Annotated in this window: 22 protein-coding genes; 3 read left to right on the top strand and 19 right to left on the bottom strand. The window is 39.9% G+C overall.

Going from position 1 to position 23,797, the window contains the following annotated elements; translation table 11 throughout:
* Position 1: 1 nt before the first annotated feature.
* Together EHS13_RS12530 and EHS13_RS12525 are read right to left on the bottom strand one after the other, a co-directional pair.
* Positions 2 to 406, bottom strand: a complete 405-nt coding sequence (locus EHS13_RS12530; RefSeq protein ID WP_155700676.1) for a hypothetical protein — start codon at positions 404 to 406, stop codon at positions 2 to 4.
* Between the two features lie 22 nt (positions 407 to 428).
* Positions 429 to 1,193 carry an NUDIX domain-containing protein gene (locus EHS13_RS12525; protein ID WP_193571496.1) on the bottom strand — a complete coding sequence of 255 codons (765 nt, stop codon included), beginning with the start codon at positions 1,191 to 1,193 and terminating at the stop codon, positions 429 to 431.
* Between the two features lie 133 nt (positions 1,194 to 1,326).
* On the opposite strand from EHS13_RS12525, the gene EHS13_RS12520 reads away from it, so the two are divergent.
* On the top strand, positions 1,327 to 1,734 hold the full coding sequence (locus tag EHS13_RS12520; protein ID WP_155700674.1) for a DUF1761 domain-containing protein: 408 nt from the start codon (positions 1,327 to 1,329) through the stop codon (positions 1,732 to 1,734).
* A 27-nt stretch (positions 1,735 to 1,761) separates the two neighbouring features.
* Here the strand turns inward: EHS13_RS12520 and EHS13_RS12515 are convergent, their stop codons facing one another.
* The 7 genes from EHS13_RS12515 to EHS13_RS12485 form a co-directional block, all read right to left on the bottom strand.
* Positions 1,762 to 3,765, bottom strand: a complete 2,004-nt coding sequence (locus EHS13_RS12515) for a beta-galactosidase (RefSeq protein WP_155700673.1) — start codon at positions 3,763 to 3,765, stop codon at positions 1,762 to 1,764.
* Positions 3,766 to 3,795: 30 nt separating this feature from the next.
* Positions 3,796 to 4,620, bottom strand: coding sequence for a carbohydrate ABC transporter permease (locus tag EHS13_RS12510; protein ID WP_155700672.1), 825 nt, complete (start codon positions 4,618 to 4,620; stop codon positions 3,796 to 3,798).
* Complete coding sequence (locus tag EHS13_RS12505) at positions 4,617 to 5,498, bottom strand: carbohydrate ABC transporter permease (RefSeq protein ID WP_155700671.1); 882 nt, start codon at positions 5,496 to 5,498, stop codon at positions 4,617 to 4,619. Before EHS13_RS12505 ends, EHS13_RS12510 begins: the two co-directional genes overlap by 4 nt.
* A gap of 90 nt (positions 5,499 to 5,588) precedes the next feature.
* Positions 5,589 to 6,899, bottom strand: a complete 1,311-nt coding sequence (locus EHS13_RS12500; protein ID WP_155700670.1) for an ABC transporter substrate-binding protein — start codon at positions 6,897 to 6,899, stop codon at positions 5,589 to 5,591.
* Positions 6,900 to 7,014: 115 nt separating this feature from the next.
* Positions 7,015 to 8,082 (bottom strand): response regulator transcription factor, encoded by a 1,068-nt coding sequence (locus EHS13_RS12495; protein ID WP_155700669.1) that lies wholly within the window; start codon positions 8,080 to 8,082, stop codon positions 7,015 to 7,017.
* The gene (locus tag EHS13_RS12490; RefSeq protein WP_155700668.1) at positions 8,079 to 9,899 is read right to left on the bottom strand and encodes a sensor histidine kinase; all 1,821 of its coding nucleotides are present in this window, start codon (positions 9,897 to 9,899) and stop codon (positions 8,079 to 8,081) included. The genes EHS13_RS12495 and EHS13_RS12490 overlap by 4 nt, the downstream gene beginning before the upstream one ends.
* Before the next feature lie 183 nt (positions 9,900 to 10,082).
* Positions 10,083 to 10,430: a hypothetical protein gene (locus tag EHS13_RS12485; RefSeq protein WP_155700667.1), complete on the bottom strand. Its 348-nt coding sequence runs from the start codon at positions 10,428 to 10,430 to the stop codon at positions 10,083 to 10,085.
* Between the two features lie 177 nt (positions 10,431 to 10,607).
* Here EHS13_RS12485 and EHS13_RS12480 point away from each other — a divergent pair, with 177 nt between their 5' ends.
* Complete coding sequence (locus tag EHS13_RS12480) at positions 10,608 to 10,901, top strand: hypothetical protein (RefSeq protein WP_155700666.1); 294 nt, start codon at positions 10,608 to 10,610, stop codon at positions 10,899 to 10,901.
* 115 nt (positions 10,902 to 11,016) lie between these two features.
* Here EHS13_RS12480 and EHS13_RS12475 read toward each other — a convergent pair whose 3' ends face one another.
* The 3 genes from EHS13_RS12475 to EHS13_RS12465 all read right to left on the bottom strand — a co-directional run bounded on the left by EHS13_RS12475 (position 11,017) and on the right by EHS13_RS12465 (position 15,128).
* Entirely contained in the window at positions 11,017 to 12,279 is a 1,263-nt protein-coding gene (locus EHS13_RS12475) for a DEAD/DEAH box helicase (RefSeq protein ID WP_155700665.1), read from the bottom strand.
* A gap of 174 nt (positions 12,280 to 12,453) precedes the next feature.
* The gene (locus EHS13_RS12470) at positions 12,454 to 13,632 is read right to left on the bottom strand and encodes a stalk domain-containing protein (RefSeq protein WP_155700664.1); all 1,179 of its coding nucleotides are present in this window, start codon (positions 13,630 to 13,632) and stop codon (positions 12,454 to 12,456) included.
* 50 nt (positions 13,633 to 13,682) lie between these two features.
* Entirely contained in the window at positions 13,683 to 15,128 is a 1,446-nt protein-coding gene (locus tag EHS13_RS12465; protein WP_155700663.1) for a S41 family peptidase, read from the bottom strand.
* Positions 15,129 to 15,796: 668 nt separating this feature from the next.
* On the opposite strand from EHS13_RS12465, the gene EHS13_RS12460 reads away from it, so the two are divergent.
* On the top strand, positions 15,797 to 16,315 hold the full coding sequence (locus EHS13_RS12460) for a hypothetical protein (RefSeq protein WP_155700662.1): 519 nt from the start codon (positions 15,797 to 15,799) through the stop codon (positions 16,313 to 16,315).
* Positions 16,316 to 16,487: 172 nt separating this feature from the next.
* On the opposite strand, the gene EHS13_RS12455 is transcribed toward EHS13_RS12460, so the two are convergent.
* The 7 genes from EHS13_RS12455 to EHS13_RS12425 form a co-directional block, all read right to left on the bottom strand.
* Positions 16,488 to 17,078, bottom strand: coding sequence for a hypothetical protein (locus EHS13_RS12455; protein ID WP_155700661.1), 591 nt, complete (start codon positions 17,076 to 17,078; stop codon positions 16,488 to 16,490).
* A 54-nt stretch (positions 17,079 to 17,132) separates the two neighbouring features.
* Complete coding sequence (locus EHS13_RS12450; RefSeq protein ID WP_155700660.1) at positions 17,133 to 17,627, bottom strand: NUDIX domain-containing protein; 495 nt, start codon at positions 17,625 to 17,627, stop codon at positions 17,133 to 17,135.
* Between the two features lie 37 nt (positions 17,628 to 17,664).
* The gene (locus tag EHS13_RS12445) at positions 17,665 to 19,236 is read right to left on the bottom strand and encodes a glycoside hydrolase family 76 protein (RefSeq protein WP_155700659.1); all 1,572 of its coding nucleotides are present in this window, start codon (positions 19,234 to 19,236) and stop codon (positions 17,665 to 17,667) included.
* Positions 19,237 to 19,412: 176 nt separating this feature from the next.
* Complete coding sequence (locus EHS13_RS12440; protein WP_155700658.1) at positions 19,413 to 20,501, bottom strand: glycoside hydrolase family 76 protein; 1,089 nt, start codon at positions 20,499 to 20,501, stop codon at positions 19,413 to 19,415.
* Between the two features lie 95 nt (positions 20,502 to 20,596).
* Positions 20,597 to 21,472 carry a carbohydrate ABC transporter permease gene (locus tag EHS13_RS12435; RefSeq protein WP_227013912.1) on the bottom strand — a complete coding sequence of 292 codons (876 nt, stop codon included), beginning with the start codon at positions 21,470 to 21,472 and terminating at the stop codon, positions 20,597 to 20,599.
* Positions 21,473 to 21,475: 3 nt separating this feature from the next.
* Positions 21,476 to 22,360 carry a carbohydrate ABC transporter permease gene (locus tag EHS13_RS12430; RefSeq protein ID WP_155700656.1) on the bottom strand — a complete coding sequence of 295 codons (885 nt, stop codon included), beginning with the start codon at positions 22,358 to 22,360 and terminating at the stop codon, positions 21,476 to 21,478.
* Positions 22,361 to 22,419: 59 nt separating this feature from the next.
* Positions 22,420 to 23,772: an ABC transporter substrate-binding protein gene (locus EHS13_RS12425; protein ID WP_155700655.1), complete on the bottom strand. Its 1,353-nt coding sequence runs from the start codon at positions 23,770 to 23,772 to the stop codon at positions 22,420 to 22,422.
* Positions 23,773 to 23,797 lie beyond the last annotated feature (25 nt).

The following is a 23,797-nucleotide window of genomic DNA, read 5'->3' as shown; positions in this document are numbered from 1 at the left end:
ATCACGCCCCTTTTTTAATAATCGCTAATGCTGTTTTCAGACATTTGTATGCTGAGCTTAATCCAGCTCGATCGTCCAGCAGAATATTGTAATAAATTTTCTTATTGCCAGTGACTGGGACAAAGGATGGACTTTCATTAATAGCATCGAAGGGAATATCATTTCCTTGTAAATACTCCATAATGGTTGGAAACATGTCATCTACACATGCGGTAAACACAACTAAATGCGCTCCAGCCTGCTTACAATCTCTCAGTAGTTGAATGACTTCATCAAACTTATGACCTTTGTGATGATAATCGTAGACGGTATTGTCATAATCATAGGCAATCACAAGATTATTGTATTGCTTCCATTCGGTAACCAATCGCTCGATCACATTGTTATCCTCTAAATAGAAGTCCATCTGCATCACCACCTGGCTTATTTTAACTATAAATCGATAATTGGGGTTCGTGATCAGTAAAACGATATAACTGAGCGGCTCTTTGTGAGTGTAGATTAGATGACTTTAACTCTCCGTTTCGGTCTCTTGCTTCCTCAATAATGCCCTTTCTGCTCTGTGTAGACGTAATTTTACGAATAAAATTCTTCTCTTCGAACTCCGGTACAACCGTCTGAATTACCTGATAAAGCTCACTGATCGTAAATTCAGCTGGGAGAAACTCTTTAGCAATGGTTGTAGATAACATTTGTAGGCGAATTTTTAATAAGGCATCCACAAGAATTTGGTGATGATCAAAAGCCAGCTCCATTGTTAGAGCTTCACTTACCGAAAATAAACGAACGTCCATAGCATCCACTGCCGCTTTGCGATCCTTCAATACCCCTTCATTCACAAGCGCCAGAAATGCATGAGAGATAATCCAGCCTCTGGGATCACGCCCTGGAGTACTATAAACATTAAAATATTCCAGATGCATCGGCTCTACGCCTGTTTCCTCTTTCAATTCGCGTTGTGCGCACTCGTAAATCGTTTCTGTTTCTCTCGTGAATCCGCCAGGCAACGCCCATTGGCCAACAAATGGCCAAACCTTCCGTTGGATCAAAAGAACATAAAGCTCACGCGTTGGCATAGACTTCTTAACCGCTAGCCTCTCCGTTGAAACAATTGTAAAAATAACAACATCTGTAGGTGCTCCATCTGGAGTTCTGTAATTACTGGGTGTGTAGTTCGACTCATTCTCGATCATGGTTTTTATCCACCTGTCTAGTACGATAATTTCGATTTGATATTATCATTATGACATAATTAAAAATGATGTCAAGATTAACTTATACATGATAAAATAAAACCAAGACATTATAGAATGTGAGGTTAAGCTAATGAGTATCGATTTTATGGATTTGAATTACTTGGCAGTTCTTGCAGGTGGGATCGTCTACATGGCGTTCGGAGCTTTGTATTATTCTCCACTCTTATTCGGTAAACATGCAGTAAGTTTGAAGAAAAACCAAGGGGAAAAAGAAACGAAAGATGCCCTCAAGTATCCAGGTGCAGCTCTCGTTGGGTTTCTGAGTTCGTTTCTACTTGCTTTAATTGTACAAGTATCCGGCGCTGATGATGTAGTTTCAGGACTTGTGATAGGATTGGTAATTGGATTTCTACTTGCACTGGCATATCTGAAAAATACACTCTTCGGGTTAACCTCCAAAAAAGCATATGCCCTCGCCGTGAGTGATCACTTTATCATTTTTATTATTCTTGGTATTCTACATGCTGTTTGGATATAAAGAAGGGTAATGATTCTATTCATTCCCTTAATTCTCTTCAATAATCTTCATACCCCAAGGGTCAAGGACCAACTGTTGCCCCTTAACAACCTCCTGCTTAGAAAATAACTCCATTCCCCCATTATGAGGATATTGCATGGAACTAGTAGACTCGGAATAATTAAAATAATACCGAATAGTCTTTCCAATTGAATTGATCCCAGATTTGGTGATCAACGGAAAGGTTATTTCCTGATCTATTCCCCATAAATCGATCTCTTTCAATACATGTTTCAATACTTTCATCATTACTGCTGAGCTTGTCATACATCCGATGTATGTAGCTGTACCATCTCCGAATCTATTATGAGTAATCGCAGCATATTGGCCCCAATGAGGATGATCATAATAAGCTAGTACTTCCGCAGTAGTCGGCGTGATCAGCTCCATCCATGTTTGAACCTGATTGTGCTCCTGCCCTACTTGAAACGGGTCTCCCTTCAGAGCAACATGCTTGGGCTCGACAAACATAGAATAAGAAATGCCGCAAGCTTCGCTAATGATCCCCGGTTGACTAACCGTTCTAGCCTGCACATTTTCATCTGTAAAGCCACACTTAAAGCTATACACAATATGACCGCCATTCTTAACGTAGGCATTTAAGCGCTCCAATAAACTATCCGATGCGCAATATAAGGCTGGTACGATAAGCAACGAGTAATTTTCATAATTATCACTGGCTGGATTTACAAAGTCACATCCGACATTCAGCTTATAAAGCTCATCATACATCAGTCTAACCACATCATTATAATTCTTCGATGCCCCCGGAAGCTTGAACCATTCCATTGCCGTTAAAGATTCATTGCTTACAAGAACAGCGACTTTGTTTGTTTTCTGCAGATTCACCAGCTGAGGCGACAGCTTAGCGAAATCCCTGCCAATCGTAATGGCTTCGTTATAAACAGGATTTGCTGCAAAATCATGGCTTAACAGCCCTTTCCAATACGTCTCAAAGGAATTATGGATCGAGTGCCAATGCCAATAAGCAACCATGTTAGCTCCAGAAGCAAGATGGCTAAATGCCTGCAGCCTGAGCTGTCCAGGGTACGGTACCCAATGTGGAAAAGCTTGGGCTTGAGTTTCAACCACCAGATAATTATTCGCTTTTAATGAGCGGGTTACGTCTCCGCCAAAAGAAATCTCAATACCGGTAAGCTCATCCTGTGAAGGATGATAAATGTCTACCCCTGCAATATCAAAAGCTTTTGACGCCGCAAAATGATCAACATCCGGTTGAATACCATGAGAATAACCTCTCCACTCGAAGTCAAAGTTTTGGGTTACAAACTGCCCTTCACGCTTATATTCATTGACAATTGCTGCCTGCCAGCCAAGAAAATCCGTTACCAGACTTCGTTGAAACTTAGCAAACTCGGAGCCAAGGCTACCATTAATCGTTCCTATGGTTGAAGGGAAATCCTCCCAAGCATTAATCCGGTTGCTCCAATAATCCAAGCCAAATTGCTTATTCATTTGTTCCACGGTTTTGAATTTTTCACGCATCCATTTGACGAATAAATGCTGAACATTAGGACCTGCGGTATGATAATGCTTCGTTTCATTGTCCGTTTGATAACCTATTACAGCAGGATGATCCTTAACACGGTCAATCAATTTACGAATAATCCTCTCCGCATAGAACAAAAACTTTGGATTGGTGATATCCATAATCTGTCGAGCGCCATAACGACCTGCACCCTGAGAAGTAACTGCGAGAACATCCGGATGCTCTTTCACCATCCATGTAGGTACGGCATAGGTTGGCGTTCCAACGATGACACTAATTCCAGCCTTATGCATCGCATCCAATACCCGATCCACAGAGCTGAAATCAAATACTCCATTTTGTGGTTCGTGTGTGCCCCAGGTTGATTCAGCAATTCGCACGACATTGATTCCGGCAGCCTTCATCATCTCAATATCTTGATCCAGCCGTTCATAGGGCATATATTCATCGTAGTAAGCTACTCCGTATAAAAGTTTTTCCATGGCAAACGCTCCTTATGACTCGTCCAAATATTATCCTTTTACCGCACCATCCGTAATCCCTTGGATAATCCAACGTTGAAAGATAGAGAAGATAATTACAATTGGCAAAGAAGATAAAATCAATGAAGCTAGAATCAACGACCACTCTTTAGTATATTTTCCGAAGAACATATTAATAGTCAATACCAATGTATATTTTCTAAAATCACTTAGCATCAGAACAGGAAGTAAAAAATCATTCCATAGCCAAAGCAGGTTTAAAACAATAATCGTAAATGTAATCGGCAGTAGAAGCGGGAATATAATCTTATAGAAGGTCTTAACCTCGCCACACCCATCCATCTGAGCGGATTCATCCAATTCCCGCGGAACTCCCTTAACAAATCCATGAAAAAGAAAAACCGCTTGATTCACACCAAGACCCACACAAACAACGCCAAGTCCCATAGGAGTTCCTTGCAGCCCTAAGTTCTGAGCCATCTTAATTAAGGGAATAATTATCGTTTGAAAAGGGATTAGCATAGAAGAAACAAATATTAAAAAAATGACATTACTCAGCTTCCCAGTCGTTCTTGAGAGCTTATATCCAGCTAAAGAGCTGAAAATCACGATGCCGATAATTCCTGTGAATGTGACCATAGTGGAATTCCAAGCACTATGCAGCATGGTTGCTTTCTTATAAGCCTGTGAAAAATTCTCGAAGTGCAGCTTAGTTGGTAAGCTCAGTACAGAAGTAAAGGTTTCACTTTGGGTTTTGAAGGCATTAATAATGGCCATATAAATCGGAAAAAGAAAATAAACGGCAAACATAAGCATAACGGCAATACCTAAACCAGAATAAACGCGTCTACTCATGCTTCAACCTCCTTTTTCTTCATAATGGACACCTGAATTAAAGTAATGGCCAAAATGATTAAAAAGAGAATAATTGCCTTTGCGCTAGCGAAGCCATATCGGAAATTCCGTTGATAAGCTTCCTCCAGAATATTCATCGTAATGACCTGCGTAGAACGTCCAGGACCACCATTGGTCAAAGCGTAAACAAGATCGTAAACCTTGAAGGATGAGTTCAATGTCAGAAAAACACATATCGTCAACGCATGTGAGATTAACGGCATCGTAATGAAACGCAGCATTTGAAATGGATTCACCCCATCAATAGTCGCCGCTTCCTTCAAATGCTGAGGAATTCCTTGGATTGCAGACATATAAATAATCATGAGCATCCCAACTCCCCCCCATACTGAAACCGTTAAGATCGACCAGAATGAAACACTTGGATCTCCCAGCCAAGAAACCTTCAAGAAATCCCAGCCAGCGGCTTTGGCAATTTCCGGTATGACCTTGGTAAAGACGAATACCCAAACAAAAGTACTGATGATTGGGCTTAACATACTAGGCAGGAAAAAGATCGTTCTAAAAAAACCTTTCAGCCTTTTCTGAGACTCAATGAGCAGAGCTAGCAATAAGGCAACCGCATTCTGAAAGATTACAGCAAAAATAACATATTTCGCTGTAAACAAAAGTGAGGTAATAAAGCTTGCATCATCCGTAAATGCCTCAATATAGTTTTTAATTCCCACAAAGCTGTAGTTTTTGTTCAGTCCATTCCAATTTGTCAGACTATAATAAGAGCCTTGAATCATCGGGATAGCCAAAAAAAGTAAATACATGGCGAATGCGGGTAATACAAACAAAAGCAGCGATATCGTTTTTTTATTTTTTCTCAGCATAGTTTTGCTCCTTTAGGAAAGCATGCCCTGCTCCCGTCGTATGATCTCGACAGATTAACAGGGCATGAATTTGATTATGAATGGCTTATCTTATTTATTTACAGCATTAGCATCTTTCCATGTTTTATCTAAAGCTTTAATAACATCTTCTTTAGACATTTTCTTGTCGTAGTAGGACTGAAGCGCTTTACCGCTCTCATCTTTAACAGCTTGAGGAATTACTGGATCCTGATAAGATAAACCTTTATTTGCGTAGGTTGTAGCTTCTTCTACCCATGGATATGCTTGATACGTATGATTCTTTGAAACGGGATTGAATTTAAGGCTTTGGTAAAGATCATTAGAATCTTGATCATCCAAAATGTAGTTCAGAAGATCCTGAGATACTTCTTTATTCTTACCTTCAGCAGCAACAGCTAGGGAAGTAGATACTGAAGCATTCACCATAGTTGATTTTGGATCATCGTTAATTGGCAGTGGTGCTACACCAAATTCGAATTTGTCATTGATTTTCAGAATTGCATCGGCATTCCAAGTTCCTTGAATCCACATAGCGGCTTTGCCTGTTGCGAAATCTGCAGAACCGTCATCATTTCCTTTATCAAACGGCAACTCAGTACCATTAGCATTAACAAGATCAATAATATCGAACATTTCCTTAACTTCAGCGAATGAACCTTTATCTGCGTTCATATTAGTTACAAAATCCTTGTGAGTTGAATTCACTAGTCCGCCAATGGTTAACGGAAGGAATAGCTGTGGAATCCATGCTTCTTTATAGCTGAGGATAAACGGTGTAATTTTCTTGTCGTTCAGCTTCTGTACAACCGCTTTCATTTCAGTTAGCGTTGTCGGAGGAGTTAAACCATTGTCTTTAAAGATTTGTTTATTGTACAAGTAACCCCAAAGCAAGCTTTCCATTGGAACGGCAACGACTTTATTATCAACGCTTACAAACGGTTTAATCGCATCTGTAATCTTGCCTGCAAGCGGCTGACTGCTAAGATCCGTTAAATATCCTGCTTTATAGAATGCAGGAATTTCGTTTACTGCATGTAAAGAGAAAATATCCGGTACATCGCCTGTTGCTAAACGAGTTTTCAAAATTTGTGGAGCTGTATCCGAACCTGGATATTCAGAGTTGAAAGTAACTTGAATATTTTTATCTTTAAGCTCTTTAGCTGCAAATTGTGTAAAATACTTATCAAACTGCTCTCTGAAACGATCCAAACCGCCTAAGAATATTTTTAGCTCGACCTTTTTAGGTGCTGTGACTGTGGTTGTATCTCCTGATGCTGCTGGTGCAGCGCTTTCATTTTCCTTAGTTCCGGAATCCTTTGAGCAGGCAACCGTTGTGCCTAGCATGAGGACTGCAACCATGGTTGTTAAGACTTTTTTCATGTTAATTGACCTCCATATAGATGATTTGCTTACATCCCTAGTATAGTTGAGAGCGCTATCATCACGCAGTGGACTGGATTGGCTTTGTTTACTGGATTATTTTGATATCAGGCATTTATTGAATATCCTGTCTCATCTGGGAAGGAGTTACACCTGTGACTTTCTTGAAAATCCGGAAAAAATAATTTAGATCTGTATAACCTACTGCTTCAGCAACCGTTTTGATTTGAACATTAGGATCCCGCAATAGCTCCCGGGCCTTTTCCATACGTTTCATTATGATATAATCCATCACCGTGGATCCAGTCTCCTGCTTGAAAGTACGTGACAAATGCTCTTTACTAACAAAAAATTGCTGCGCAATAGTTTCTAGTCTTATAGTGTCTACAAAATGGCTATCCATATACATTTGCACAGCACGAATATCAATGCGCTGCTTATATTTGCGCTGGTTTATAATCTCATAGATGACAGATTGATAAGCAGCGGAGATCGCTTGCATCCATTGTTCAATCGGAGTTTCATCATTCACATACAGCTGTGTAGATGGATCTGCAGAAACCTGATCCTCATCCATCCCCAATTTTGCGGCCTGTTCCTCAAGGATAGACATGAATTGTTTATAAAGATTATGATAAGTGCCAGGCTGCAAACGCTCGAATGAGCCTAATTTATGCTGTAATTCATTAAACCGCATTTTCATCGCTTCAAGATTAAAATCGTGGAAATAAATCAAGATTAAATTTTTATACTCCATCACTAGCTTTAACAGCTCTTTATCCATCGTTTGCACGGAATAAAGTCCTTTCGCAGCCTGCAATTCATGAATCGCTTTTTCTAAAGCTTGATTTAATTCCTCTGGATTAATCGGTTTGAGAATATATTCGTCTGCTCTGGAAACAATCGCCTGCTTCATATAAGAAAAATCCTCATAGCCACTAATGACAATTTTACGTATATGCGGATAATCTTCATTGAGCTTTTGCAGGAGCTGTATGCCATCCATGCCGCGCATCTTCATATCTGTGATCACAATATCCGGATGCTCTTTAGCAATGATCGCTAAGCCTGAAAGTCCATCCTCCGCTTCTGCAATCCAATCAATGCCAAGTCTTTCCCAATCTCCTAAGCGCCGAATGCTGTCCCGTGACCAAAATTCATCGTCAATTATAATTGCTTTCATACCATACCCTCCTCTTGATTATCCTGCAGCACTTCCGGAATAATTACCCTCACCGTAGTACCTGTCTCTATTGAGCCTGTGACAAAAATGCCATACCCTTCACCAAAGGTTAATTTAATTCGCGAGTCCACGTTCTTCAAGCCAATGCTATCATTATTGCCAAATTGGTCATCCGAAATATGATATAAATGCTGATTGATTTCCTCCAGGCGTTTATCATCCATGCCAATCCCATTATCTTCAATCGTAATCTCAATTTCATCCAATACCTTTTGAACGCTCACCCCAATTGTCCAAACACCCATTTTTTGCTCTAAACCATGAACAAAACAGTTCTCGACAATGGGCTGCAGCGAAAACTTAGGGATCAGAGAGTCGCCGCACTCGGAATCGAGCTCTACATGAATTTGCAGATTGCCTTGAAATCTTAGCTTTTGAATATGCAAATAATTATTTATATGCTCCATTTCTGCGGAAATGGTTACGAGATCATCCTTCATTTTTACTGTATAACGGAATAAATCGCTCATAGCTCTAACGTGTTCATAAACTTCCGGTACTTTTTTGGATAAAGCTACCCCGCCAATGGCCTGCAAAGCATTGTATAAAAAATGCGGATTGATCTGTGCCTGCAAAACCTTAAGCTGGGCAGTTCGTTTCTCCATCTTGCTTTTGTACTCAAACTGGATTAGCTCCTTGATCCGCTGGAGCATCGAGTTGAATCTTCGCTCCAAAGTACCAATTTCATCACTTCTGATCTGACTAACCCCTACATCAAAATTTTGATATTCGACTGCTTTCATAGAATTGGCTAACCGAATAATCGGTTTGGTCGTAAAATAAGCAATCATAATCGAAGCAATAATCGCTAGAACAATAAAAATTAAGGCTGTAATAAAGCTGAAATTCAGCGTGGAGGCTGCACCTTCTGTGATATAACTCATAGGGATCATTTTGATGATCCAGAGATTGCTAGAAACGACCGGCTGGAAAAACAGATAGCCCTCTTTTAATTTCATGTATCCCGAATCGGTTGGGTGGGCAATCACTGACTTTAATACAGCGCTATCGAAGGTTAATTCCTGTTGATCACTGTAAGGATTATAAAGAATTTTCGCTTGTTCATCGAGAATAAAAACCTGGCTTTTACCTTCCGAATGAATCATATCGAGCACACTGTTCATCATCTTCCAACGCACATTTAACGCAACACCGCCTAGAACCTCTCTTGTCTCAAAGCGGTTCATGCTGCGTAATAAAGTAAAGCCGCTGGAATTGGAATTTATAATTTTATTGAAGCTGTCGTGGAGCTCGTCCATGCTCTTCCAATCCACATTTAAAGTACCCAATTGACTCGTTGTAGTAAAAGCATCTTTATCCATATTGTATAAACGTTGCTTCGATTTAATATAAAGTGTTATCTGCGAGATAATATTATTATTCGCTAGATAAATCGATTTAAGCTTTTCATTAATATAGGTGTCGGAAACCAGCAAATTGTTCTGATTAGCCGCTATAGCGCTATCATTAGCTGTGGGAAACAGCATGTTATCCAGCACAAGTGAATAAGTAATCGCTTGCAATTGTTCAAACTTCTCATCAAAATATCTAGCAGCCCAATTCATCCTCGATTCGTTGGACCGAATGATCTCTGAACTGACCGATTGCTTATTGGTTTCAATCGCATAGAAGGTGACAAAAGATAACGGCATAACCGTTATAACGACCAATAACAGCATGAGCTTATACCTCATGCTTTTTCGAAAGGGAGCGAGAAACACCCCAACAGATCGCTTTAACAAACCGTTAAGTGGCATGCGATATTCTCCTTTATAGCATTTTATATTTAGGCTTACATAACTCAATTTGGCGTTGCTCTATCGTAACTCTATGGAAAAGATTTGGCAAGGGATTGAGATGGGGACAATTAAGTTTTAGCAGAAATGTAAAAGTAAAATAACCCCCTTATAGTTTCAAGGGGGGAATTAATATATTTTATTTCATTTTTTTTCTACTTGAAGCAGCGTAATGGACTTTATTGAAAAGGTATCCTTAATCGTCTCTTCCGAAATAACGTCCAGTTTAATGAGACTGGTGATTTTGGAAGAATCGGATTTGGAAATCATCTTCCATACCTCGGGATCAGGCAGTGCATCATAAAGCTTACTATCATCGTATTCTTTCCTGTCCTGCAAAACAATTTTCACTTTATATTTTCCGACCTCAAGTGCAGTAATCCCCTTCTCTGCGCAATAGGTCGTAATTTCAGTACGAAGCTCTGCTACTTCTTGCTCTATCTCTTTCTGCTTTTGCTTTAACGTGTAATAGCGTTTCACTTTCTTGTCCATAGTTCACACTCCTTTTTTACTACATACTTATGCAGAGGAAGCTGATTTAGGACAAGAAATGTTGAGAAACTGCTTCCATCCCCCTTTCAATTTCAACGGTTTATAGGATGCAAATTAAACAAAGTTTATGATATGATATTATTTGAAGAATACATATTAATTGAAGGAGATAAAAAGATGAGTGACAAGAGTAATGATTTAATTCTAAGTAAGCTTGAAAGTATGGATAAACGCTCGGATCGCAGCGAAGAAATGATTTCTACACTAATTCAAATAGTCGGAACAACTAATTCAAAAGTCGAGGAATTACAAACAGATATATCTTTATTAAAAACAGATGTTTCTTTATTGTTGGACAATCAAAAAACGATTATGCAATTGCAGCAAGATCAACAAAAGATCTTAGAGCGGTTATCCATTCGCTCGATTTCACATGAAGCTGATATTGCTGAAATTAGACGTATCAAATAAGGATAAACGGCTACGCCGTCCTATCAGGACGGGTGCGTTTGTCCGGAATTCTAAGATCCGTATAATAGTGAATACTTATACTTTCTTAGAATTTAAAATAATAGATCATCTACTCTTACTTACTCGTTCTACTTTTACTAAACCATTCGGCCTTAGGTTTGCGAGCTGGGTTAGCTTTCGGTTTAACTGGTTTAATTACGGCTGCTGCCTGCTTTACTTCTAGCCTTGCAGGAACTGCACCTAGCAGCGGATACAGATGGTCGGTAACTTCAGGAATATTCTTTCCAATCAATTTCTCGATATCCTTAAGAAATGGAATTTCTTCAAGCTCGCAAAAGGAGATTGCAACCCCGCTTAATCCCGCTCTGCCTGTCCGACCAATACGATGAACATAGGTTTCTGGGATATTGGGAAGATTAAAGTTAATCACATGGGAAAGCTCATCGATATCAATCCCTCGAGCAGCGATATCAGTAGCTACCAACACCCTTGTTACGCCACTCTTGAAATTACTTAATGCATTTTGACGGGCTGATTGAGATTTATTGCCATGAATAGCTTGGGCAGAAATTTTCACTTTAGCTAACTCTTTAGTAACACGATCAGCGCCATGCTTGGTACGTGTAAATACCAATGCAGATACAATCGATTTATCCTGTAAAAGATGATTCAATTGATTTTGCTTATTTGCCTTATCGACTAAGTAAAGAGATTGTTGAATCCTATCCACCGTTGAAGATACCGGGGTAATTTCAACCTTTACAGGGTTAACAAGCAGTGTCTTAACCATTTTGGAGATTTCTGGCGGCATTGTGGCCGAGAAGAATAAAGTTTGTCGTTTGCTAGGCATTTTAGTGATGATTTTCTTCACATCGTTGATGAAGCCCATATCGAGCATTCTGTCAGCTTCATCTAGAACTAAGATAGAGACGTATTGTAAATCAATTCGCTTTTGACCAATTAAGTCGATAAGTCGGCCTGGAGTTGCGATAATAATATCCGCGCCTTTATTGAGTGCCCGCTCTTGTGCTTTTTGTGAAACGCCGCCGACAATAGCCGAACATCTCAAATCAGTGAATTGGCTGTACGCACGAATGTTTTCATCAATCTGTAATGCGAGCTCTCTTGTTGGTGTTAATATCAATGACCGAACACGACCTTGTATATTTGGCTTCCTAGGCTGTTCCATTAATAACTGAATAATTGGCACAGCGAATGCTGCCGTCTTTCCCGTTCCTGTTTGAGCACAGCCAAGCAAATCTCGGCCAGCTAACACAGCAGGTATAGCTTGTTCTTGTATAGGTGTGGGTGTAGTATAGTTTTCTTTGCTTAATGCTTTTAGAATTTCCGGTATAATATTTAAGTCGTTAAATGTCATTTTATCTCCCTTATTTCACATCGATATATGGCTAATTCCGTAGATATTTACGTCATAACAAATTATTATAACACAAAAGCATGCAAAAAAAGAAGCGGAATATTGTCCGCTCCTAATTAAGTCCCCATATTTCGTATCTTTAAGGAATGATTTGTAATTTGATTTAGCTTGATATTATTGAATATATTCAACAGATATCGTATCTGACTTAATAATTTTCCACTCACCCGCTTTATTTTTCTTAAGCGTGTCAATGCTTTCACCTTTATAATCAGCAAATTCAGGTCCTTTAACTTTCGTAAGAGTACCAATCGAATAAACTTTGACTTCGTCCACCGTATTTCCAATAAATTTATAATCGGAAACGGCTGTTTTAAAATCATACGCTGCAAACAGTTGTGTCAACTGTCCCATTCTCGCATCCAAATCTGGATAAGCTGCATCGAAAGTTGATTTCAGAGCTTCCAAATCTTCTTTTTCTCCAGAAAGTCGATTTTTCTCCAATACAGCTATAACTTGCTTCTGGTCATCTTCTGATAAAGTAATCTTGCTTTCTTTAAGTAAATCCTGGTTCAAATAGTCTATCTTTAGAATCTTAGTAGTTGCCAGTTTCCATTCTCCATTTACTTTATTTAGACTCGTATTTGTATCCGTTTTATTATTTCCAAATTCAGGACCTGATACTTTTGTAGTCGTTTGCGTTAATTTTACAGCTGCTTTATCTTGTTTCACACTAAGAATTTCAACGTTATCTAGTACGTAGTTAAGATCGTAGGCTGCATTGATCTGCGCCAATTGTAATGCCATTTGTTCGATACCTGGAGTAGCTGGATCCAATGTAGACACATATCCTTCTACATCTTCGCTTTGAGCATAACTGAGGTTTTGGGCAATCACATGTAAAATTTGATCGTTAGTAGAAGCAATAAAAACGGTCTTTGTCCGACCATCCCAGCTAACATCTCTGCCAGAAGCTTCGCCCACAAATCGTAGTGGAATCATCGTCACACTGTTAACGATCTTAGGTGCAACAGCAAGCTGCTTTTTCTCACCATTCACTAACACGGTTTTACTGCCAATCGTAAGCTGAACAGCTAAATTATATGTAGTCCCTGTTACCGTTTGAGCAGCCTGATCCCAAACTATTGTCAAGCCTAGCTTTTCAAAAACCGGTTTAAACTGAACTAATGTGGTTCCCTTTTCATTCAAAGGATCGACTGTAAAAGCAATAGGATCCCCATCTACAAAAACCTTCGTTGGTTGTACAGCAGCCTCCACTTTTGCAAATACCTGTGTGCTTGAAAAGCTTAATGCCATGACAACGGTTAAAGCAATCAACAATCTTTTTTTCATTTCTCAATCTCTCCTATCAAAATTATATAGCAAACATAGATTCCAAAGAATCAATGTGAAGCTTCCAAAATGACTGTTTTATTGATAAATGTCCAGCTTATTTCCGGGAACTTGCTATGGATATAGGAGGCGCTGACATAGCTTATTCCATCCCGCATTAATATATTCACAGAGTTGGTGGCTAACATGGTTGTAACTTTTCCATTCGTAAGGACCATTAGCTTGGATTCATTGTCCCAACCAACGACTCCATCTGCAATCGCCATGATAAGTCGAGTAGGCACGAAAATGTCCTTGTTTTTTTCTATGTAAGCTTCTACACCATAACCAGCAAATTGAATTTGATTAAGTGTATAGTCAGTTTTAGTCAATTTAAGCTGGACTTTTTTAGCTCCTGCAGCATAATAGGCTTTGATCATTTGTGCCACATCACCTTTTACTTCATGATCCGGTTTAATCCCTATATGATTGACAGGATTATCTTTCGGAGTGAAGTATTCCTCTGTAGTGATTTTCAACGCTCCTCCATTGTAAACAGGCATAATATTCTGGGTAACACCTTTCCCATAGGTATTCACCCCTACAATTTCTGCTAGCTTATAATCCTGCATCGCTCCTGCAAAGACCTCTGAAGCGCTTGCGGAATATTCATTTACCAGAATAACAATCGGATAATCTGCTTTGGTTCCACCACTCACCATGATCGGTTTTTCTAAACCATCCTTATTGCGGATTGTCATTAATAATTGATCCTTTATAAAATGTGCAGCGATTGCTTTAGCAGTCTCAATATAACCACCGCCGTTATAACGCAAGTCAATGATTAACGATTTCATCCTTTGACTCTTTAGTTCATTTAATGCTGCAGTAAATGCTTTGTCTGCATCAGCAGTAAAGCCGGATAAAGCTAAGTAACCTACACCCTCTGGAAGCATTTTAGCCGTAACTGTCGGGATATCCATAGTCTTAAGTGGGATCGTAAAACTCTTGATTTCATTCCCTCTTTTAATGCTCAATGTAATCTTACTTCCTTCGACACTCCCACTCAAAGCTTCCTCGAAGACTATATCCGAGTTATTAAAAGTCAGCTTTTTTTCGTTGATCCTTTGAATATAATCGCCTTTTAATAGACCTATCTGTGAGGCTGGAGAAGCTTTAGCGACATCTGCAATATACACGCCGTTCTCGTCATGAGCCATTGTAATTCCTATGCCTAAATATCCACCTTCAACAGCTTTTAGATAATCGGCTAGCTCATCTTTACTAAAATATTCGGTATAGGGATCGTCGAGTGAATCTACCATCCCTTGGATCGCTGCTTCTATTAAATCTTCCTCACTAGCATCACTTAAATGATTGGTATGGATCATTTGCAAAATTTCATTAATTTTGCTAGAAGAATCAGCTTCAGCTGCTTTTGCAGATAATGAAAACGGGCTTAAACCTGCAATTAGAAGGATAAGCATTGTAATACAAATAAATCGATATCGTTGCATAATGGATAAAACTCCTTAGGGGTCGAATATAAAACCTAATCAGTTATTCCATTTTATCCCTTTAATGGTTCTATGTAAATAAAACATTCATGGTTACAACTGCGAGGATTCGTTTCGTGTCCAATACTTTGCTGGCTCCGGAGAACAAATCCATAAATTGGTCTGCAACAAAATCAACAAATAAACCGTACATAGATGTAGTCTATATCTTCTGTTGAATATACTTATTATTTATATAGATGATATTCGGTTTATAATACATTTACGAAATAGAAACCAGCTCTGCAAGACTCCCGCCTATTGCACCTGCTGGAATCGACATCCATGTATCTAAAGCTATTTAATGCATCGTTAACTAGATAAGAACTTAGTAGTTTATCAGATCAGTTATTTCTGGCGGAGATGAAGGAGCGTGAAACGGATTAATAATTTACAATATGAACTAAGCAGGCAAATGAACGAGCAAAATCCGATCGTAATGCCATATCAGCTAACGTTAATAGAGAACCATCTCTACATACATTAGACCTGACGGTGCTGGTCATATGTTAATATGGTGCACGACGGCATCGTAAAGCTCAAAATGAGGTAAAGATTTTCGCTTACAATAATACTAACAACTTGGGTAAAATTACTTTTTTAATTACCTAAAAGGAGATCGATGACAGATGAAAAAAATTATTGCAATCTTAACCCTATTAATAGTGATTTTTAATGCCCAGTTTAACAGTCCAACCGCAAATGCTAAGGAAAACAGCTATCATCCCATACCAATAAACGCAGATAACCATCCACTTTATATAGACAGCATATTTCAAAAGAATGGGAAAACCTATATCACGGTAGATTATATACTATGGTATGAAGGAGCCGCCGCTGATATCATATTTAATGAGCGTGAAAAGGATTCGGGTTTAACCGGTGCCCCTGATGGATACTATATTATAAATGACAACAAAAAACTCCGTACCTATGAGGTCAAGCAAGACTCTAAAGTATTTATGCAATATTTTAATCATTCAGGTAGTATTAGGGACCAAGAAATAATATGGAACGAACAAATTTCTACAGGTAAATTATTATCCTTGTTTCATGACTCCAACAATCCATCCCTCAAAGACTATCCATTTGTTGTTACTATAAATGGAGGGGAAATCACTAAAATTGTACAGCAATATATACCTTAATAATAGAATCCCCGAATAATAGAGTATAGTGTTATTCTTTCGATAAAGACCACTAATTTAGTGGTCTTTTTTTAGCCTTATACACGCACCACATTTATTATACACTATACAATTTAACCCAATATATAGTTATCTTTTGTCTTCTCTTGTCTTTTTATAACCTTTTTGAAAGCTAGATTACTAGTAATACTCCTGCCAATAAAAGGCGTAATTCTAATGCCTGAATTCTTTCCAACAGTGTAACTTCTTCAGCAACTGCGCCTTTCCTTAAAGCTTCTTCCACTAAGTCTGTCAGCAAGCCTGGATTCCAGCCTTTATTAAGTAAGAACCTCTGGCTAAGAGCCTCATTGCCAGAAGTGGAATCCTCTAGTAGTTTAAGCGTTTCTTCCCTCAGCTGTTCAAACTCTGGATGGCCACCAGCCATGTGGAACCAATATTTCGCATTAGAGTAATCGGGCTCCATCCGATGTAGAATGCCATGCAGATAACTCCCTGTCTTGTTCTCCAAATCCTGCGCAATTGTATGCGAATTGTCTAGATTTCCATTCCATAGATAAAGACCTGCAATTAAACCCAATGCAGCTTGTGATTGCTTCTGAGAAATTTGGCCTGCCTCTAGCTGCTGTTGAACCTGCTTCTTCAAGGTGGCTAATTCCTGATCAAGTTCTCCATTTAAAATATATTTAGGAGCAAGTGCTAAAGTATTTGCGGTCCATATGCCCACCAGTTCAGTAAGTCGGTTTATTAAAGCTTGATTAGTCATTGTGCTTCACCCTTTTTTAACTCTTACTATACCATATTCCATTCATTAAACGGATTAACCTTGTAGCTTCACTACTTTATCATCCATGACTTTGTTTCCCTCTTCATCCCGAATTGCTGTTATTTCGAAAGTACCCTCCTTGAAAAAAAGCGGAAATCTTCGAACGAACCACGGCTGCATCGGCAAATCCAAGGCTTCATTAATATTAACCCACACCAACTCACCTTCTGGAGGATTTTGCAGCAACTCGCCTTCATAAATTTGGACCAAGTAGTTAAAAACCATATATCGATAATTCGTATTAGGCACAACGTATCCGTCAAGTCCTTTATAGATCAAATTCTCTGGTTTTATCCGCAGCCCCGTTTCTTCCCATAACTCACGGACGGCTCCTTCCGTAATACTTTCAGGAATGTCCACCTTGCCACCTGGCCCAAGATAACCCGGAAACCCGAGTTTATCGGGACGATTGAGAAGCAAAACCTTATCTCCATCCTGAACAAGAACCATCGTATAAATGCCGCAGCCTACATTTTGCAATTCTGACATATTACCCTCCTGAATCATTTCAAAGTTCTTAGGGTAATTATAAACCAGAAAGCCGATCTACATTTAGATAATTTGAATTACTTTTTGAACTGTCAAAGCCAAGCTGAATCGTGTTTGATCCTGCATTCAAGGGAACAGAAACTGTCACTGTATTCCAAGTAGTCCAGTTTGCTGTCCCAGTGAAGGATAAATTATTCGCTACAAATACGCCGTTTACTTTAACATAACGGGAAGCATTTCCAGCTGCGGCCGAATAGCGGAAAGTAACTGTTTTAGTGCTTGCTGAATTTTGATTCACATAGAAATCTATTGAGGTAGCGTTCGTATTCCAACCCGCGACATAACCACGACCATTATAGCCTGTATTCGTGCTCTCGTTGACCATACCAAGGCTGCTCACTAACGTGCGTCTAGCATTCTCAGCTTCATATACACCGTTACCAGCAATATTACCTGTATAGGCATCTGCTGGGACAAACTGTAGAATTGAAACACCGGCAGCTGCAGCCAAACTTTGCACGTAGGTGGTACCCGTTGGTTTCAACCAGTCATTGCCGATAATGTTATCTGTGGTTCTGCGATGATTCCATGCCTGTGTCGCGTTTGACTGCAAAAAGCTTAAATATTGCGATTGACTCGCTTGAACTCTAAGCTGATTTAAATTTCGCGCAAAAATCATTTTAAAGCCTGGCGCATCGTTTTCTCCCTCATATAACAAGGATGTTGCTGATGTCATCTTATCAATGACATAGTTGGCAGCACTATTGGCGTCCGTTAGATAAGAAGCTGTGCTTGTGTCTTGGTAAAGCGCCAAAGCCGCTCCAAGAAATGTACCGTAATTGTAAGTAAAATCCCAATCCTTAACCAGACCTGTTCCTGTGCCTTCGATATGATCATTGACCTTGCTGCCATTGACCAAAGTACTCTTAGTCCAGGTATAAATCTGCTGCGCCTTGGTTAAATATGCACTATTGCTGTATGCATTTTTCAATTTAATTGCTGCCATGATCATCGGTGCGTTAGTTGCCATATTTTTCTGAGCATTGGTTGAAGATGCCGGGTTGGTCGCATCCCTTCTCCACCAAATCCCACCACCATAGTTCGTTGTACTCCAACTGGCATAAACAGTATCGAAGAGAAATGACCCTCGATTCAGGTATTCCACAGTGCCAGTAATCTCATAAGCTCTTAAACAAGCGAGCGCCCACCAGCCCAAATCATCATTAAATTGATTATCTGTCATATTCGTATATTTAAGATTAAAACCCGTATAAATATCATCAATCATGGTGCGATAAGTAGCACTGCCCGTCCGTTGATAAGCATCCATTACTGTTTCCCAGAGCTGAGCCTCCCACCAGAAATCTGTATACAGTCCCGCATTCGGTCCATGAGCATGCTCAGCGTGAATGGCATGATCACTGTTTGTGTAAAAATATTTGGCAGAGGAATCATAAAATGTGCTGACAAAAGCACTCATTGCCGTATCTGCGTTCGCTGTTGTAAAAGCATTAGCTTTATTCGCGGTAAAAGGGAAGCTAACTAGCAGCATACTAACCATAATCAAGCTTAAACACAATCCAGTTAATTTTTTTGATAATCTCATCATTTCATCTCCTAAAATAGTTTTTTTAACAAATAAGCTCGCGATTTAAAGTTCGAAGCTTCTTTCCACTTATTTACCTATCACCTCCTTAAGTATTTATTATGTAAACGCTTACAAAATGATTAAATTTCAATGTAGTTTAAGCTAATAAGGGGCATATTTAACTGCCCCCTCCTAAATTACAGCAATCCGCTTTTTTCTAGCCGAGCCATCTGCTCAACAAGAATAACACCACTTAAATTTACGCTTAGCTCTACGGCGGGATCCGGTACTGAAGTCCAGGTATCACTGAATATCTGTCGTTTTGCATCACGCCCTGAATCCCATAAGCTTGCCGCATTGGTTTTCAGTAAATCTAGCGCCTCTGATTGTGTAGGGTCTTCCAGTACAAGCTCTCCGACATAACGAATCATGATTCCTTTGAATAATCCGCCATCGCCTGCACCTTCGACCGGTAAAATACCTGTCACCGGGTTCGCCAACCTAAGCTTAGCAGCGTGCAAAGTACGAGATGCATCGTTAAGATAAGCTTTGTCTCCAGTAATGCGATAAAGCTCAACTCCAGCACCGATATACACACCTTGGCAATAAGTAAATTCCCATGTATAATCGATTTGCCCATCGCCCAAACGGTTCATGCCATCCCATACAAATCCGCTATCTGGATCAACTAAATGCTCCCGCTGCCAATCATATATCTTCTTAGCCCATGTCAAATCATCGGCATTCCCGAATTCCGCGAATAAACGTGCCGCAAGAATGACTGCTGGTGCGTTCGCAGGTGTATTCTTATAATCAAGCTGTGATTTCTGCCAAGCAATTCCGCCACCTTGGTTATCGTTCCAACCGCCTTTAATGTCTTCCCAAAGTGTAAGCGCAGCTTGCTTATAGGTATCGAGCTTTGTTGCTTGATAAGCGCGAAGCCATCCTATTGCCATCCATTCCATATCATCATAAAGTTCATTCGGCAGCACTCCACCATTATGTTCAACAATACCTTGATAGAAATCAGCTAAATATTGGCTGTATTGCACATCGCCTGTTCTAACCAGCGCATCAACCAACGTCTCAACAGCATGCGCTTGCCACCAATAATGAAATCGCTCATTGCATAAATCATAACAAGGACTTAGGTTGTCAAACATATTGCGTTTTTGATTCCAAAATTGTGTGATCAAGCCTTCCTGCGCTAAATTTGCTCGTTGCTCCCATAAATCCTGCGGTATATTCGTTTGTGGCTTAATTGTCTCATTTTCTTGATTCAGCATTTTCTCGACTCCCAGCACTATAATGATGATAATAATTGCAAAAAATGTCCTCAACATGAGACTTTTACGCCTCATAATCCTTCACCACCCTAGAATTACCCCTTAGTACCTGTAAAAGCAATCCCTTGTACAAAATAACGCTGCAGCAGCAAAAACAAGATCAGAATCGGTAAAATAGAAACTAGCGCGCCTGCCATTAAGGGTCCGAAATCAACATGTTTATTGTAGGAAAAAGCAGCTAAGCCCTGCTGAATGGTTTTCATTTTCGGATCGTTCAGGTAAATCAGCGGCCCCAAGAAGCTGTTCCAGCCCGCTTGAAAGGTGAAGATTCCCAATGTCGCTAATGCCGGTTTGGTTAAAGGAACGTAGATATTCCAGAAGATCCGAAACTCCCCGGCTCCTTCAATTCGTGAGACCTCTTGAAGATCATTTGGTAAAGCAAAGAAAAATTGTCGCATCATGAATACAGCAAAGGATCCCGAAGCACCCGGCAGAATAATAGCCCAAAAAGTGTTTAGAAGACCATCGCCACCTGCACCAAGAATATCATTGCCGCCTAGAAACGGCATATGCTTGAGCACGAAAAAAGTAGGGATCAAGGTAACTACAGAAGGAATCATCATAGCAGACAAAAGTATTTTAAAAATGAGATCTCTAGCCGGAAAATACAGCTTAGCAAGCGCGTAACCGCTTAAAGAGGCGAAAACTAGATTGAATAATGTGCCCATCGCAGCAAGATAAAACGAGTTTTTGAAATATAACGCAAATGGCACAAGCTCAAATGCCTGTTTATAATGCTCAAAGGTAATTCGCGAAGGAATCCATTGAATCGGCAGCTTAATAATTTCTTCATCCGGTCGCAGAGAAGTAACTAAACTCCATATAAAAGGCATTAGCATAATAAGGGCTACAACTATGCTAATTAAGTAGAGAAAGGCCTCTCTCCAATGCTTTGGTTTCATGTGACTCACTTCCTAAACCATAGATTCTTCTTTATTTAAACGCATGTTGATCAATGAGATTGTCAGGATAACAAAAGCAAGCACGAAAGCCATAGCGTCGGCGTAGCCCATTTGCAGCTGACCCATCCCTTGCTGATAAATGTGATAAACCACGGTTTTAGTTGAATTCGCCGGTCCGCCTTTTGTGAGAATATAGGCCTGATCAAACAATTGCAGCGCACCAATAATCGACATCGTACTTACAAAAAAGGTCGTTGGCCGCAATGAGGGCCATGTAATATAACGAAAGGATTGCCAGCTATTGGCTCCGTCCAAGTTAGCGGATTCATACAGATGATCCGGCACGCCATTAAGTCCCGCCAGGTAGATAACCATATTGGCACCGATGCTTTGCCACAAGGTAACGAACACAATCGAGAACATGGCATAGGGCATTTGGGCAAGCCATGATGGACCTACAATTCCAATCTTAGCTAGCATTTCATTAATAAATCCATACTCCGGGTTCAATAAGAAGATCCATACCGTTGCCGCAGCAACTCCCGAGGTAAGTGTTGGCATATAGCCTGCTGTCCGAAACAGCTTAAAGCCCAACCGACTGCGATAGAACAACAAGGCTAGACCTAATGAACAAATCACATTTAACGGAATGAATAAAACCGCATAATACAGAATATTTTTGAATGAAATCAATAAAATAGCATCATCTATAATTCGCTTGTAGTTGGCCAATCCCACCCAATCATTGCGACTGACTACATCATAATTAGTAAAGCTGAGATAAAGTGCCATAATCACTGGAATAATGGTGAATACAATAAATAGAAACAATGTCGGAGTAATAAACAAATAGCCCATTCTCGCCTGATGCGTACCTATTCGGTTTCTCGATGACATAGAACCTCCTTTCAGAAAGCAAAAGGGGGATTGCTCCCCCTTCCTAGCTTTCAACACTATTATTTTCCTGCCGCGTTCTGTTCCAGAAGCTTATCGCCTTGTTCTTGTGCTTTCTTCAAGGTAGTCGCTGCATCTTGTTTGCCTTGTAAGAATAAATCGAGATTTGCTTGTAAACCGTCACCTTCCATTACAGAATAACCAGGATGCTGTGGACGAATCTTGGCAAATTCCAATGAATCTAAGATTGGCTTCCAGAATGGATCATCCTTAAAGAACGGATCTTGAATCGCATTTTTATTACCAGGCAGGTTCATACTTGTTTTTGCATATAACAATGCATTCTCAGGCTGTGCAAGCCACCATTTCTCAAATTCCCAAGCAGCTTCTTTATTCTTCGAGCCCTCTGGGATAACAAGTGAGAACCCACCCATAACGCTGCCTTTATCACCATTTGGTCCTGCTGGAGCTGGAACTATCCCGAAATCCAAATCTTTGCCGAATTTTTTATAAGTTGAAATGTTCCAAGGTCCTGTGTATAGCATAGCTACTTTACCAGTTGCAAAAGCATCTGTACCTTCGCCTAAACCGCTTTCAAAACCAACTTTATAAACTTTATCTTTATTAATTAACTGATCCCAGAAATCCAAAACTTGCTTGCCTTTTTCATTGTTGAAGTTAGTTTTAGTCAAATCATCTGTTAGCATTGTCCCGCCTGCTTGCTGCAGCCACATATTGAACAAGCCTGTATCCTGCATGGAAAGTCCTGAAACAACTAGCTTCTTCCCGTCCCAAACCGTTAGCTTCTTAGCTGCTTCTTGTAGTTCAGGCCAGTTTGTTGGCGGCGTAATGCCTTTATCCGCAAACATCTTCTTATTATAGAATAACGCACGCGCATCCACTGTCAATGGCAATCCGTAAAGCTTGCCGCCTGCTGTCATTTCTTTAAGCGCTTCATCATAAAAATCCGCTGCATTAATGTTATCTTTCTTCATATATTCGTCAATTGGATGAATCACATTCTTCGAAGCGTATAACGAAGTCCGCCATCTGTCCCAGAACATAATATCAGGCGAACCACCTGAAGAAGCTGCAGTTAAGAACTTAGTAACCATATCTTCTTGGAGCACATAAGTCACATGAATTTTGGATTGTGATTTATTAAATGCCTCGGTCATGGTTTCAAATTGCTTCTGGCCTTCCCCACCCCAATCACCCCAATAGGTTATCTCAATCGGTGCTGCTGCAGGCTCGGCTGTTACTGCCGGAGCTTCTGTTGCTGCCGCTGTTGCCCCAGCTGTTGCTGCTGGTGCTGATGCAGCTGCTGGAGTTTCAGTCGCATCCTTAGAGCTGCACCCCGCCATAATAACAAGTAACATAATAAGTGCTGTTGAAATTGAAAGCCATTTTTTCATCTTTATTCCTCCCTATTTATGATAA

Source organism: Paenibacillus psychroresistens (assembly GCF_009728935.1).
In the GTDB taxonomy this organism is placed as follows: Bacteria; Bacillota; Bacilli; order Paenibacillales; family NBRC-103111; genus Paenibacillus_AC; species Paenibacillus_AC psychroresistens.
Note: the sequence above shows the minus strand (reverse complement) of the source record. Positions and strands in the feature narration are given on the sequence as shown.